This is a genomic window from Paracidovorax konjaci, from assembly GCF_900112675.1.
Classification (GTDB): domain Bacteria; phylum Pseudomonadota; class Gammaproteobacteria; order Burkholderiales; family Burkholderiaceae_C; genus Paracidovorax; species Paracidovorax konjaci.
Map to the genome: position 1 here is coordinate 341,037 of NZ_FOMQ01000003.1, position 13,135 is coordinate 354,171.

The 13,135-nt window shown below is 73.8% G+C and carries 12 protein-coding genes; 7 read left to right on the forward strand and 5 right to left on the reverse strand.

Features of this window, described 5'->3' with window-relative positions:
* Window positions 1-136: 136 nt before the first annotated feature.
* Entirely contained in the window at window positions 137-994 is an 858-nt protein-coding gene (locus tag BM144_RS06015) for a peptidoglycan DD-metalloendopeptidase family protein (RefSeq protein WP_092950387.1), read from the forward strand.
* Window positions 995-1,061: 67 nt separating this feature from the next.
* Here BM144_RS06015 and BM144_RS06020 read toward each other — a convergent pair whose 3' ends face one another.
* From BM144_RS06020 to BM144_RS06030, 3 genes are read right to left on the reverse strand one after another with little or no spacing between them, the layout of a single operon-like run.
* Window positions 1,062-2,396 carry a DUF3488 domain-containing protein gene (locus BM144_RS06020; protein WP_139225652.1) on the reverse strand — a complete coding sequence of 445 codons (1,335 nt, stop codon included), beginning with the start codon at window positions 2,394-2,396 and terminating at the stop codon, window positions 1,062-1,064.
* Entirely contained in the window at window positions 2,393-3,568 is a 1,176-nt protein-coding gene (locus BM144_RS06025) for a DUF58 domain-containing protein (RefSeq protein WP_092950389.1), read from the reverse strand. Before BM144_RS06025 ends, BM144_RS06020 begins: the two co-directional genes overlap by 4 nt.
* Window positions 3,569-3,570: 2 nt before the next feature.
* Window positions 3,571-4,512, reverse strand: coding sequence for an AAA family ATPase (locus tag BM144_RS06030; protein ID WP_092950494.1), 942 nt, complete (start codon window positions 4,510-4,512; stop codon window positions 3,571-3,573).
* Between the two features lie 120 nt (window positions 4,513-4,632).
* Here BM144_RS06030 and BM144_RS06035 point away from each other — a divergent pair, with 120 nt between their 5' ends.
* Window positions 4,633-5,241, forward strand: coding sequence for a pseudouridine synthase (locus BM144_RS06035; RefSeq protein WP_092950390.1), 609 nt, complete (start codon window positions 4,633-4,635; stop codon window positions 5,239-5,241).
* 131 nt (window positions 5,242-5,372) lie between these two features.
* Here the strand turns inward: BM144_RS06035 and BM144_RS06040 are convergent, their stop codons facing one another.
* Window positions 5,373-6,200, reverse strand: coding sequence for a DUF6250 domain-containing protein (locus tag BM144_RS06040; RefSeq protein ID WP_217644322.1), 828 nt, complete (start codon window positions 6,198-6,200; stop codon window positions 5,373-5,375).
* A gap of 170 nt (window positions 6,201-6,370) precedes the next feature.
* On the opposite strand from BM144_RS06040, the gene BM144_RS06045 reads away from it, so the two are divergent.
* Window positions 6,371-7,519, forward strand: coding sequence for a tetratricopeptide repeat protein (locus BM144_RS06045; protein WP_092950391.1), 1,149 nt, complete (start codon window positions 6,371-6,373; stop codon window positions 7,517-7,519).
* Window positions 7,520-7,535: 16 nt separating this feature from the next.
* On the opposite strand, the gene BM144_RS06050 is transcribed toward BM144_RS06045, so the two are convergent.
* A complete protein-coding gene (locus BM144_RS06050; protein WP_092950392.1) occupies window positions 7,536-8,201 on the reverse strand; it encodes a hypothetical protein in 666 nt (221 codons plus the stop codon).
* A gap of 210 nt (window positions 8,202-8,411) precedes the next feature.
* On the opposite strand from BM144_RS06050, the gene BM144_RS06055 reads away from it, so the two are divergent.
* From BM144_RS06055 to BM144_RS06070, 4 genes are all read left to right on the forward strand, one after another.
* Window positions 8,412-8,843, forward strand: a complete 432-nt coding sequence (locus tag BM144_RS06055) for a thermonuclease family protein (RefSeq protein ID WP_092950393.1) — start codon at window positions 8,412-8,414, stop codon at window positions 8,841-8,843.
* A 211-nt stretch (window positions 8,844-9,054) separates the two neighbouring features.
* Entirely contained in the window at window positions 9,055-10,359 is a 1,305-nt protein-coding gene (locus BM144_RS06060; RefSeq protein ID WP_092950394.1) for an MFS transporter, read from the forward strand.
* A 120-nt stretch (window positions 10,360-10,479) separates the two neighbouring features.
* Window positions 10,480-12,114 carry a methyl-accepting chemotaxis protein gene (locus tag BM144_RS06065; RefSeq protein WP_092950395.1) on the forward strand — a complete coding sequence of 545 codons (1,635 nt, stop codon included), beginning with the start codon at window positions 10,480-10,482 and terminating at the stop codon, window positions 12,112-12,114.
* A 5-nt stretch (window positions 12,115-12,119) separates the two neighbouring features.
* On the forward strand, window positions 12,120-13,106 hold the full coding sequence (locus tag BM144_RS06070; protein ID WP_092950396.1) for an alpha/beta hydrolase family protein: 987 nt from the start codon (window positions 12,120-12,122) through the stop codon (window positions 13,104-13,106).
* Window positions 13,107-13,135 lie beyond the last annotated feature (29 nt).

Below are 13,135 nucleotides of genomic sequence, written 5' to 3' on the forward strand. Positions count from 1 at the left end.
CGCGCCGCCAGCTCCGTCCGTTCCGCCCGCACCTCCCATGCCTTCGACGTCCCTTCTTGCCGCCCACGATTCCTTCACTGCAGACGCAGGCACCGCCCACCGGCCAGAGGCGGCCCGGCCGCTGTCGCGCCGCCGGATGATCGGTGCCGGCGCGGCCCTGGTGGCCGCGCAGGCCTGGCCGGCTCGGGCCGCCGACCGTGCCGCATCCGGCGCACGCGCCGCGGCGGCCGGCGTCTGGCCGCGCGCGCTGGCAGTGCCGGGCGGCGTGGCGCGGCTCTCGCTCGGGCCCGCGGCGGAGCGGCCGCAGGCGCATGCGGGCGACGTGCCGGTCCTGGTGGTGGGCGACATGATCGAATGGACGGCCATCGTCGGCATCCCGCTGTCGGCGCCCGTGGGCACCGCATCGGTCCGCGTGCAGGTGGCGGGCGAGGCACCGCGCACCATCCACTACACCGTGGCACCCAAGCAGTACCGGGAGCAGCGGCTGACCGTGGCCCCGCGCACGGTGGATCTCTCCGAGCAGGACACGGCGCGTTTCGAGCGCGAGCGCGCCCACCAGCAGCAGGTGGTGGCAGCCTTCAGCACGCCGCTGCCGGCGGCGGACGGCCTCGCGATGCGCCAGCCGGTGCCGGGCCGGCGCTCCAGTTCGTTCGGCCTGCGCCGCGTGTTCAACGGGCAGGCCCGCAATCCGCACAGCGGCATGGACATCGCGGCGGCCACGGGCACGCCGGTGGTGGCGCCGCTGCCGGGCCGCGTGATCGACACCGGCGACTACTTCTTCAACGGCGGCACCGTCTGGCTGGACCACGGCGGCGGCCTGCTCACCATGGTCTGCCACCTGAGCGCCATCGACGTGCAGGTGGGCGACACGCTCCAGACCGGCGAGGCCTTCTGCAAGGTGGGCGCCACCGGCCGCGTCACCGGGCCGCACCTGCACTGGGGCGTGATGCTCAACCGCACGATGGTGGACCCGGCGCTGTTCCTGCCGGCATGATGGCCATCCGCTATCTAATTGATAGCAAACTATTCAATGAATCCGGCGGCATGGAGCACAAAACACTTCATACCTCCCGTGTGCCCGCAGGTCGTCGGGCCCTCGCGCGGCGCGGCGTTTTCGTGCGCCAGCGGATGTCGCCCACGGCCTGCACGGCCTGGTACAGGTAACGCGCGTCCCGGGCCGTCGCCCGGCTGCGGCCGAACCGGACGGCGCCGTAGCGCTCCAGGGCCTCTTCGGTCCAGCGGCGCGCCACCGCGGAATCGGTCGCCGCACCGAGCCAGTGCTCGCGCAGCGATTGCCCCGGGGCCTCGGGATGCCCGGTGCCGCGCAGGCAGGCGTCCATGGCCCGCACCGTGCACTGCATCGACCGCAGGGGCCGCCATCCGGCCAGGAGCGCGGCCAGCACCAGCCATGCCGTCCACGCGATCCGCCTGCGCTGCCGCCACAGCCACCACGCCAGCAACACCACCAGCGCCAGCAGCCAGGGCGGAACGGCCGCCGCCGCGGCGCGGGCCGCGTTCATGGCGCGCTGCGCGCCATCGACGAGGCCCTGGAGCAGCTCGCGCTGCCAGGCCGGCATCGTGAAATCGCGGCCCAGCTCGGCGCGCATCTGCCCCAGCATCCGCTCCCACGGATCGGCGGCACCCGAAGACGCTGCCGCAGCGCCGCCGCCTCCGGACGGTGCCTGGGGCCCAGACGGCCCGGCGCTTGCGGAGCCCGCAGGCGGCTTCCACAGCCCGCTGTCGGCGCCCGGGGGCAGGAACCCGAAACCCAGCACCGGGGGACGCGGCGCGAACAGGAACAGCGCGCAGGCCAGCACCAGGGCGGTGCCGATGAACGCACCGGTCAGCGGCAGCGTCACCCGCCAGGACAGCCCGCCGCGCGCCGCGTGCTGCCACGCCAGCGCCAGGCCGCCCAGCCACCAGGCGGGGCCCAGGTAGAGCCAGAGGGTCCAGTTGGCGTTCCAGTGGGACGCCACCATGAAGCTCACGGCGAAGACGGCCACCAGGGCCAGGTGCAGGTCGCGCTCGGTGGCCATGCGCGGGGCGCGCGCCCCGGTGGCGACCAGCAGGGCGAGGCAGACCCACCGGGGAAACGTGTACATCAGCGGGCCCACCAGCAGCACGAGCACGCCCAGGACGGCCATGCCGCGCGCCACGGCCGATGCGGTGCGGCCGCCGCGCGACCGGTGCCATGCGCCCGCGCCGAAGCCGCACAGCGCCCATCCGAGCCACAGGAGCGACTCGGTACCGAAGCCGTGGTGGCGCCGGTCGAGGTAGGCGAAGGCCCAGGCCACGCAGACGAAACATCCACCTGCCAGGAGCACGGGCCCGGCCCCTGCGAGCGGCGCCGATTCCGGGGCCGCGGACGCTTTCACAGCGGTAGGTGCGCGGCTCATGCGACCTCCGCCAGCGCAACGCCGAAGCCCGCGCGCAGCACCGCATCGCCAAGGCGCGTGGACGCCGCCCCTCCGGGCGCGCTGGCGCCCTCCGGCCGGGGGGCGGTGGCGATGCACACCACCAGCGGGCAGCGCACTGCGGCGAAGGACTGCAGCGCACGCACCGCCACGTCGGGCGCGGTGCCGGCCGGCAGGACCACGGCGACCTGCTCGCCGGCACGCACCTCTGCCGCCAGGGCCAAGGCGGCGGGGATCCAGCCGCCCTCCGCATCCACTGCCCCGGAGAACACGTCGCGCACCTCGCCCGGTGTCTGCAGCACCCTGCGGCCGGGGCCGCTGCCCAGCCACACCTGCACGCCTTGCAGCAGGGCCGCGTCGCACAGCCCCACCGCCATGCGCACCGCCTGCTCCGCCTCGCTGTCCGGATCACCCACGCCGTGCCCGGCCGAAAGCGCCACCAGCAGGCGCAGCCGGACCGAGCCCGTGTGCAGGAACTGCTGCAGGATCAGTTGCCCGGCCCGCGCCGAGGCCGGCCAGCTCACGCGCGCCACGGCCTCGCCCGGCTGGCAGGCACGCAGGCTGCCCAGCTCGTAGGACGGCCCCACGGCCCGCGTGGTGCGTTCGCCCAACGGGTCTTCGACGGCGATCCAGGGCACGGGCCAGCGCAGCGGCACCGCACGGGGCCGCACGCGCACCGCCACGTCGCCCACCGCGGCGCGGTGCCCCGCGCGCACCAGCCCCAGCGGGAAGCTGCTCGACAGCCGCACCGCCGTCAGGCGGTAGTGGCCCCGGCAGGCAAAGCCCGCTTCCAGGCCATCCACGGGCCGACCGGCACGCAGCAGGGGCACGACGTGGCGGCGGACGGTCCGCCGGCCCGCCCATTCCCACTCGGTCTCGATCTCCACCATGAAGGCCGGCCAGGGCACGGCGCGCTCCAGCCGCAGGCCGAGGGGGCACGGTTCGCCTTCCTCCAGCACCCGGACCTGCGCCTCGGGCAGGTGGACGGTGGTGCCGCGCAGCGACAGCCAGGGCAGCAAAAAGCCCAGCAGCGTGACCATGCCCAGGAACAGGAACATGCCGTAGAAAGTCGGGTCCTGCCGGTTCAGCGCGGCCGCCAGCAGCACCGCCGAGAGCGCGATCAGCACGCGCGGGCGTGAAAGCCACCGTTCCATCGTCAACGGGGCGTGCGCTGGCTCTGCAGGATCTCCTCGATCAGCGCGGCCGGCGGCCGGGCGGGAGCCCCCTGGTTGTGCGGCACGATGCGGTGGGCCAGCACGGCGGGCGCCACCTCGCGCACCACGGCAGGATCCACGTAGTCGCGGCCGCGGATGCAACTCAACGCGCGCGCCACCCGGGCCAGCCCCAGCGTGCCGCGCGGACTGGCACCGGCCCGGATGCCGGGGTGCTGCCGCGTGGCCCCCACGATGCCGGCGATGAACGCCGCCACCTCGGGAGTGATCGCCGCCGCATGCGCCTGCGCCGCCAGCCGCGCGAACCCTGCGGCATCGCACACCGGCCGGAGTTGCTCGATCGGGTGCGCGAACTGCTGGTCGTGGATCAGCCCGGCCTCGGTCTGCGCATCGGGATAGCCCAGCGACAGGCGGACGAGGAACCGGTCGAGCTGCGCCTCGGGCAGCGGGTACGTGCCCGCCATGTCGATGGGGTTCTGCGTGGCGATCACCGCGAAGGGCGCGGGCAGGCGCAGGGTCTGGCCGTCCAGCGTGATCTGCCCTTCCTCCATGCATTCGAGCAGTGCGGACTGCGCGCGGGGGTTGGCGCGGTTGATCTCGTCGGCCAGCACCACGTGGCTGAAGACCGGCCCGGGCCGCAGCGTGAAGCTGCCGTCCTTGGGGTTGTAGACCGGCCCGCCCAGGATGTCGGACGGCATGAGGTCGGCCGTGAACTGGATCCGCTTGCACGACAGGCCGATGGAGACCGCCAGCGCGCGCGCCAGCATGGTCTTGCCCAGGCCGGGAACATCCTCGATCAGCACGTGCCCGCCGGCCACGATGGCCGCCAGGGCCAGTTCGATCTGCGCGCGCTTGCCCTTGAGAACTCGTTCGATGTTGTGAATCACCTGCTGCGCCAACGCGGCGGCCTGGTCTTTGTCCTGCATGCTGTCCATCCCTGTAGAAGGCGGCGATTCTAGGTTGGCCGCTGCGCCTTTCCGCCGGCCCGCGCCGCATCTGTCCCTACACTCGCCGCAGCCACCCCGTCTCCGCCCTCTCCTGCACCGATGCCCCGCCATTCTTCCCTGCGCTCCGCCCCCCGCCCCGGCCCGGCCGCACCCACCCGCCTGCTGCGCTTCCACAAGCCCTACGGCGTGCTGAGCCAGTTCACGCCCGAGGGCCGCTGGCGCGGGCTGAAGGATTTCATCGACCTGCCGGGCGTGTACGTGGCGGGCCGGCTCGACGCCGACAGCGAGGGCCTGCTGCTGCTCACCAACGACGGCGCGCTGCAGGCGCGCATCGCCGATCCGCGGTTCAAGATGGACAAGACCTACTGGGTGCAGGTGGAGGGCGTGCCGGACGAGGCCGCGCTGCAGGCGCTGCGGCAGGGCGTGCCACTGAACGACGGGCCCACCCTGCCCGCGCAGGCGCGGCGGCTGGAGGCCGCGCCGCCCGTGGGCGATCGCGACCCGCCGATCCGCGTGCGCCAGCACATCCCCGACACCTGGATCGAACTCGTGATCCGCGAGGGCCGCAACCGGCAGGTGCGGCGCATGACGGCCGCCGTGGGGCACCCCACGCTGCGGCTGGTGCGCGCGGCCATCGGGCCGTATGCGCTGGAAGGGCTCGCGCCGGGCACTTGGGCCGACGCGGCGCCCGTACTGCCACGCCCTTGAAGCGGCCAGCAAAACTCTTCTGGCGTTGTTGCCGCGTCTTGTCGTACTACCCGTACTGCCTGCGACGCAGCGCCTGGCCAGAACCGCTTCGCTGAGTTTTGTTGGCCGCTCTTGGCCGGAGCGCGGCGCGCTCAGGCCCCTGGCGCCAGGCGCCGCACCTCGAAATCGCGGATCTGGAAATGGCTGGTGGTGGTGCGCAGCGCGAACCAGCCTTCCCGGTAGGGCGATGGGTCGGCGTACGAAAACACCAGCGCGTCGTTCGCATACCAGCGCAGCGTGGCCGGGTCGCCCGCGGTGGCGGCGCGCGAGACGATGCGCACGCGCGTCGGCTGGCCGGCCACCAGCGTGGTGGCGGCGGTCATGGCGCCGGCGCGGTCGTCGGCCGTGGCGCTGCCGGGCGCGGCATAGCCGGTGATCTGCGGGCGGCTGTCGGTGCCGTCGTTGCGGCGCAGGCGCGTGGTGGTGTTGCCGTTGGCGCCAAAGCCCACGTAGTAGAGCCGGACCGGGTTGTAGGCGTTGAGGGAGCCGTCGAACGTGCCGCGCGTGGGGTCGCCGTCCGCAGTGCGCGGATCGGTGGCGTTCCAGAACATGTTCAGGTCGGAGATGCGGTCCACAAACCGCGTACCGGCAAAGGTGGCCGGAATCGGCGTGGCGGTGAAGCGGATCTCGTAGTCGCCCGCGAACGGCTGGCGGAACCACAGCGTGGCCCCCGAGGGCTGGACGATGTCCAGCACGCCGCCCGTGGCGGTGACCGTGCCGGCGGCATCCTGCTGCTCGATCTTCCAGCGGGCGGTGCCGCCCGAGAAATCGTCGCGCGCGATCAGGTCGGAGCCGTCGCTGCCGCCGCAGGCCGCCAGGCCCGTGCAGGCCGCGGCCACGAGGGCGCACAGCACGGCGCGGCGGGGAATGGGCGAAAGCGCAGAAGGGTTCGGGGAAGGCATCCGCAGGGTCTGGGCCATGGCAAAAGGCGCCATCTTGGCCCCCGGGCACCGCATGGCCTTGCGCGTTTTTCGAGCAAGGCCATGCGGCGCCCGCCGCTCGGTGACAATCGCGCCCGCACGCACGCTCCCGCCGTGCCCACCGCCCGACCCCACCGCCCCTTCTTCCGCATCCGCCCTACCGCACAGCCATGACCGGCGAACCACGAACGACGGCCGCACCTTCCGGCCCGGGCGCCCCCCGCAGCCCATCCACCGCACCGGCCGCCCTGGCGCTGGACAACCTGTCGCTGGTACCGATGGACACCGGCGGCCCGGCCGGCGCGGCCCCCGCCCCCGCTGCGGCCGATGCCGCCGCGCAGGATTGCCCGCGCTGCCACTACCGCCGGCAGCCGTCCGACACCGCCGCGGCCTGGCAATGCCCGCGCTGCGGCGTGGCCTACAGCAAGGCCAGGGCACCCGCGCCGGTCTCGCCGCGCACGGCACCGGAGTCCTCCGGCACGGTGGCGGCCGGCGCTTCGCGGCGGCAGCGCAGCGAAGCGCCCGTGGCCGCGGCAGGGATGCCGGCGCGGCGCGCGAAGACCATGCGCGACTGGCCCTGGATCTGGCTGGCCCTGCTGGGCGCGGCCGCGGTGCTGGGCGGGCTGCTGGTCTGGAAGTCCGGCCACGACCGGCAGCGCGCTGCCGACCGCGCCGCACGCCAGGAGGCCGATGCCCGCGCGGCCCAGGTGGCGCAGGTGCGCGAGGCGCAGGACCTGGATACGCGCATCAGCGACCTTCATCGCACCTGGCGCAGCAGCCAGGGCATGGCCGAACTGCCCGCCGTGCAGGCGCTGGCCGAGGCCGGCCACGCGCGCGCGATGGTGCTGCTGGGCACGATGCTGACCGAGTCGCGCGGCATCCCCCGGAACCGGCCGGAGGCCGTGCGCTGGCTGGAGCAGGCGGCCGGGTCGGGCTCTGCCCTGGCGGCCGTGCGCCTGGGCGCGCTCTATGAGCAGGCCGGCGACGGCGAGCCGCGCCAGCTCTCGCGCGCCGAGCACTGGTACCTGCGCGCCGCGCGGCAGGGCGATGCGTCCGCCCTCTACAGCCTGGGCGCGCTCTATGCGCGCGGCGGCGATGCCGTGCTGCAGCGCCCGATCGATGCCTGGATGCTGCTGGAGCTGGCCGCACGCGCCCAGGCGGCCCAGGGCCCGGAAGACCCGCTCCTGCCCGCCGGCCACAGCGCCTTCGCCTCGCGATCCACGCAGGCCCGGCTGACCGCCACGCTGGGCACCCACGACACCGCGGAAGCGAAGCGCCGCGCCGACGCCTGGAAGCCCGGCCAGCCGCTCGGGATCTGACGGGCAGCGCCGCGGCTCAGCGGCGGCGCCACCAGAAGAACAGCGCCAGGAAGACCACCCCGGTCAGCAGCGGCGCCCAGGCCATCACCATCTCCACCGGCGAGGAGGCGCGCATGCCCGACCACACCTCGATGCGCACACGGTCGATGCGCAGGTTGCGGGCGGCGGCGAATTCGGCCACGGGCGCGAGCCGGCGGTCGGCCTTGAAGCTCACCGGCGGCGCCGCACCCGCCATCTCCACCGCCTGCCCGGCGCGCACGCCCTTGCGCACGATTTCCGGAACGATGTTCACCCGGGCGCTGCCGTCGATGGACCAGCCGGCCATCCAGCGCGATCCCGCGTCGCCGTCGTTCAGGGCAACGCCGGAGACCTTCAGCACGAGGGTGTAGGGATTGCCGCTTGCGGGCAGGTCGATCTCCGGGCCGGTGTAGGCCTGGGTGTCGGCGAACACCATGCCACCCGGCGGCAGACCCGCCGCCGCGACCTCGCCCTTCTTCTCCTGGAACCGAGCGAGCCGGACCAGCGCCTCGGTGGGCATCTCGACCACTTCCACCATGCGTTTGCCCCAGGGCTCGTCCTTGGCGGCGGACAGCAGCGGCCAGGCGATGCCGGCGATCGCCATGGCCGCGGCGGCGGCCCATCGGGCGCCGGAGCCGGCGCGTTGCAGGAAAGAAAAAGGCATGGGATGGAACGGCACGAAAAGAAGGGGGATCGGCGGCTGGCACGCAGCCCGGCGGGCGCCGGCAGCCGCGAAAGCGCGGGCAAGTGTATCCAGCTGTGGCCGCGGCGCAGCGCCCTGCGCGGCATGGCGTGCCGCGGCCGAACGAAACGACACACCGCGCCCCGGGCGTGCGCCGCGGGGCCGTATAGTTCGCCGCTTTTTTCCTGCGCCATGCCCCTCGCCGCTTCCGCCCTGCTCTGCCTCGTCATCGCCGTGAGCGATGGCGACACCCTCACCGCCCGCTGCGGAGACCATCGGCCCGTCAGGGTGCGCATCGCCGCCATCGACGCGCCGGAGCGCCGCCAGGCCTTCGGCGACCGCGCCCGCGCGGCGCTGCTGCGGCTGTGCCTGCGCCAGACGGCGCAACTGCGCACCGTGGCGCGCGACGATTACGGCCGCACGGTCGCCCACGTGCGCTGCGCCGGGCAGGACGTGGCCGGCGCGCAGGTGGGCTCGGGGCTCGCCTGGGTATATGCGCCGCGCTCCCGGCCCGATGCGCGGCTGGCGGCGCTGCAGCGGCAGGCCCAGGCGCGCCGCGCGGGACTGTGGTCGCAGGCGCGTCCCCAGGCCCCCTGGGACTACCGGCGCCGCGCCAGACGCTGACGCCGCCCACCGCCCCCTGCCGACCCGCCGGCGGCACATTCCGGGCGCGGCCGCGGGCGAGGCGGTAGCATCCGGGGCTCGCCCGCAGTCCGCATCCCGTGCGGACCGCTCCTTCCACCGACTCTTCCATCGCCTTCGCGGCCGCGCCCCGGGTCTGCCTGACCGGTGCGGGCCGTGCCGGCGTTGTTCCGCGCCTTCGGGCCCCCGCGCCGTGCCTGTTCCTCCGTCCGCTCCGCAGCCCGCCCCCGCCTCCTCCCGCCCCCCCAGCATCTACCGGCACGCCGGTTTCCTGTCGTTCATCGTCTCGCGCGTGGTGGCCATGTTCGCCACGCAGGTGCAGGCCGTGGTGGTGGCCTGGCAGGTCTACGACCTGACGCGCGAACCGATGGCGCTCGCCTATGTGGGCCTGGCGCAGTTCCTGCCCATGCTGGCGCTGCTGCTGCCGGCCGGCGATCTGATCGACCGGGTGCCGCGCAAGCGCATCCTCTGCGCGAGCTGGTCGGTGGGCGCCGTCTGCAGCGCGCTGCTGTGGTGGCTGGCCGGCCACGGCGCCGCGGGTGTGGCGGGCATCTATGCGGTGCTGGTGCTCTTCGGCGCCTCGCGTGCGTTCTCGGCCCCGGCCATGCAGAGCCTGCTGCCGCAGGTGGTGCCGCGCGAGCAGCTCGCCTCGGCCATCGCGGCCAACACCATGCTGATGCGCACCGCCACCATCGCGGGCCCGTTCATCGGCGGGCTGCTGTATGCCGCCGGCGGCGGCGAGCTGACCTACGCGATCTGCTTCGCCTCGTTCACGGCCGGCGCGGCGCTGCTGCTGCGCGTACCGGTGGCCCATGCGGCGCCGCTCGGGCCCGTGCTGGGCACCATGCGCGAGCGCTTCGGCGCGGGCATCCGCTTCATCCGTTCGCGGCCGATCATCCTCGGGACGATCTCCCTGGACCTGTTCGCGGTGCTGCTGGGCGGCGTGGTGGCGCTGCTGCCCATCTACGCGCACGAGGTGCTGCACGTGGGCCCCGAGGGCCTGGGCGCGTTGCGCAGCGCGATGGCCATGGGCGAGGTGGGCATGGGGTTCTACCTCAGCATGCGGCCGTTCAACCGCCGCGTGGGCGCCACGATGTTCATCGCCGTGGCCGTCTTCGGGCTGGCCAACCTCGTGTTCGCGTTCTCGACCGTGTTCTGGCTGTCGTTCGCCGCACTGATCGTGGCGGGCGCGGCCGACATGGTGAGCGTGTACATCCGCGGCTCGCTGGTGCAGTTTTCCACGCCCGATGCGATGCGCGGCCGGGTGAGCGCGGTCAACATGCTCTTCATCGGATCCTCCAACGAACTCGGCGAATTCCGCGCGGGCACCAGCGCCTCGTGGCTGGGTGCCGTACCCGCCGCCGTGCTGGGCGGGGTGTGCACCCTGGGGGTGGTGGGCGCCTGGGCCTGGATCTTCAAGCCGCTGCGGCGCGTGGACCGGTTCGAAGAGGCCACGCCACAGGCCACGGCGCCCGAGGGTGCGGCCACGCCCCGCTGAAACCGCGCAGTGGTATTTGCGCAAATTCATAGAAAAGATCTTCCCTCTCCATAGCGTTCGGCTATGAAATGGATGAGCCACCGGCCGGTGGCGCATTCCACGGATTACGGAGGGTTTCCCATGATGAAGAACGCAAGGGTGCGCACGCAGTTGCTCGCTGCATTTGGCGCTATGGCCGTACTGATCTTCTTCATGTCGCTGTTCGGGCTGGTCGCGCTGAGCGACGCGAAACTGCGGTTCGACGACTACGTGCACGGCATCGATGCGCGCACCGCGATGGCGTCGCACCTGCGGGCCGCCGTCGAGGCGCGGGCGATCGCCGCGCGCAACATCGTCCTGGCCACCTCGCCCGCCGACGCCCAGGCCGAAAAAGCACGCGCAGAGCAGGCGCACGCGCAGGTGCAGCAGACGCTGGCCTCGCTCAAGCAGCTCACGGCCCAGGCCACGGACGCGTCCGAGCCCGCCCGGACGCTGGTGGCCGACATGGAGCGGATCGAGCAGAGCTATGCGCCGGTGGCGCTGTCCATCATCGACATGGGGGTGCGCGGCGAACGCGAACCGGCCATCGTCAAGCTCAACAAGGAATGCCGGCCGCTGCTGGACCGTTTCTCCGCCGCGACCCATGCCTACACCCAGCTGTCCGAGCAGACGGCGCACCGCCTCACGGACGAGGCGGCCACGCGGCTCAACGGGCAGCGGACGGCGCTCATCGCCTGCGCGCTCGTGGCCCTGGTCACCGCCACGCTGGCGGGCATCTTCATCACGCGCAAGCTCACCAGCTCGCTCGGCGGCGAGCCGGCCGAGCTGCGCGAGATCGCCGAGCAGGTGGCGAGCGGCGACCTCTCTCCGATGCGCCAGCAGGGCCCGGTGGTGCCCGGCAGCGTGCTGGCGTCCCTGGCGAGCATGCATTCCACGCTCGCGCACATCGTGAGCGACGTGCGGCTGGCCTCCGACTCCATCTCCACGGGCTCCAGCGAGATCGCCACGGGCAACGCCGACCTGAGCCGCCGCACCGAGACCCAGGCCAGCGCGCTGCAGGAGACCGCCTCCGCGATGGAGCAGCTCAGCGCGACGGTGCGCACCAATGCCGACAACGCCCGCGTGGCGAGCGAGCTGGCCACCGGCGCGAGCGAGGTGGCGGGCCGCGGCGGCCGGATCGTCGACCAGGTGGTGAGCACCATGCAGGAGATCAGCGCCAGTTCCCGCGAGATCGCCGAGATCACCAGCGTGATCGACGGCATCGCCTTCCAGACCAACATCCTCGCGCTCAATGCAGCCGTCGAGGCGGCCCGTGCCGGCGAGCAGGGCCGCGGCTTCGCCGTGGTGGCCGCGGAGGTGCGCACGCTGGCGCAGCGCAGCGCGGCGGCCTCCAAGGAGATCCGCGGGCTCATCGTGGGCAGCGTGGAAAAGGTGGACAAGGGCGCGAGCCTGGTGGCCCAGGCCGGCGCCACCATGACGGAAATCGTCACCGAGATCCGCCGCGTGAGCGAGATCGTGGGCGAGATCAGCGTGGCCAGCTCCGAACAGAGCGACGGCGTGCTCCAGGTGGGGCAGGCCGTGGCGCAGATGGACCAGGCCACGCAGCAGAACGCCGCGCTGGTCGAGGAAGGCGCCGCGGCGGCCTCCAGCCTGCATGAGCAGGCGCGGCGGCTGGAGACCTCGGTGTCGGTGTTCCGCATCCCGCTGGCCCTGGGCGGCGACGCGCCCGTGGCGCCCCGCGCGCTGCCGGGCGCCCGCCCGCTCGCGCTGGGATGAGGCGGATGGCACGCACCCACCGCCTCCGCGCGCTGCTGCTGGCCGCCGCGTGCCTCGCGGCAGGCCTGTGCCAGGCGGCGGGGTTCCAGTTCATCCGCGTGCCGGCCGGTACGGACGGCCCCGCGCTGCGGGGCGCGGTCTGGTCGCCCTGCGCAGCGCCCCCGGGGCCGATTCCACTCGGGCCCATCACCCTCCAGGGCACCGAGAACTGCCCGGTGGCCGGCCAACGGCTCCCGCTGATCCTGCTCTCCCACGGCTCGGGCGGCTCGTTCCTCGGCCACCACGACACGGCTGCCGCACTGGCGGACGCAGGCTTCGTCGTGGCGGCGATCAACCACCCGGGCGACCATTTCCAGGACCTCGGCCGCCAGGGCCACCTGTCGGCATTCGCCACGCGGCCCGCCGATCTGCGGCGATCGCTTGATTACCTGCTCGGCGGATGGCCCGGCCGCGGCGTGCTCGATGCCGGCCGGGTCGGGGTTTTCGGCTTCTCGCGCGGCGGCTACACGGCCCTGGTGGCGGCCGGCGCCGTTCCAGACTGGACCCAAGCACGGCGCCTGTGCGCGCCCGGCTCGGCGGTGCCGCTGTGCGGGGAGCTGCGCCGCCGCGAATGGCCGCAGCCGCCGGTGCGCGATCCCCGCGTCCGGGCCGTGGTGGCGGCCGATCCGCTGAACCTCTTCGGCGCCGAAGGGCTGAAGGCCGTCTCGGTGCCGCTGCAGCTGTGGGCATCGGCGCACGGCGGCGACGGGGTGGAGCCGGCCGACGTGGCGGCGCTGCGCCGCGCGCTGCCGGTGGCCGTGGAGTGGCACCGGGTGGCCGGGGCCGGGCATTTCGCGTTCCTGGCCCCCTGCCCGGCCGCCATGGCGGAGGCCGCCCCCGACCTCTGCCGCGACGCCCCCGGCTTCGACCGCGTGGCCTTCCATGCGGACTTCAACGCCCAGGTGGCGGGCTTCTTCCAGCGCGCGCTGGCCGGCGCGCCGGGGCCGCGCTGACCCACGCCGTCCGGTCCGGGCCGCCGCAG

Excerpts from the sequence above, each read along its gene's own strand:
- BM144_RS06015 (WP_092950387.1), top strand. The coding sequence starts at position 137 with ATGATCGGTGCCGGCGCGGCCCTGGTGGCCGCGCAGGCCTGGCCGGCT.
- BM144_RS06020 (WP_139225652.1), bottom strand. The coding sequence starts at position 2,396 with ATGAGCCGCGCACCTACCGCTGTGAAAGCGTCCGCGGCCCCGGAATCG.
- BM144_RS06025 (WP_092950389.1), bottom strand. The coding sequence starts at position 3,568 with ATGGAACGGTGGCTTTCACGCCCGCGCGTGCTGATCGCGCTCTCGGCG.
- BM144_RS06030 (WP_092950494.1), bottom strand. The coding sequence starts at position 4,512 with ATGCAGGACAAAGACCAGGCCGCCGCGTTGGCGCAGCAGGTGATTCAC.
- BM144_RS06035 (WP_092950390.1), top strand. The coding sequence starts at position 4,633 with ATGCCCCGCCATTCTTCCCTGCGCTCCGCCCCCCGCCCCGGCCCGGCC.
- BM144_RS06040 (WP_217644322.1), bottom strand. The coding sequence starts at position 6,200 with ATGGCCCAGACCCTGCGGATGCCTTCCCCGAACCCTTCTGCGCTTTCG.
- BM144_RS06045 (WP_092950391.1), top strand. The coding sequence starts at position 6,371 with ATGACCGGCGAACCACGAACGACGGCCGCACCTTCCGGCCCGGGCGCC.
- BM144_RS06050 (WP_092950392.1), bottom strand. The coding sequence starts at position 8,201 with ATGCCTTTTTCTTTCCTGCAACGCGCCGGCTCCGGCGCCCGATGGGCC.
- BM144_RS06055 (WP_092950393.1), top strand. The coding sequence starts at position 8,412 with ATGCCCCTCGCCGCTTCCGCCCTGCTCTGCCTCGTCATCGCCGTGAGC.
- BM144_RS06065 (WP_092950395.1), top strand. The coding sequence starts at position 10,480 with ATGATGAAGAACGCAAGGGTGCGCACGCAGTTGCTCGCTGCATTTGGC.
- BM144_RS06070 (WP_092950396.1), top strand. The coding sequence starts at position 12,120 with ATGGCACGCACCCACCGCCTCCGCGCGCTGCTGCTGGCCGCCGCGTGC.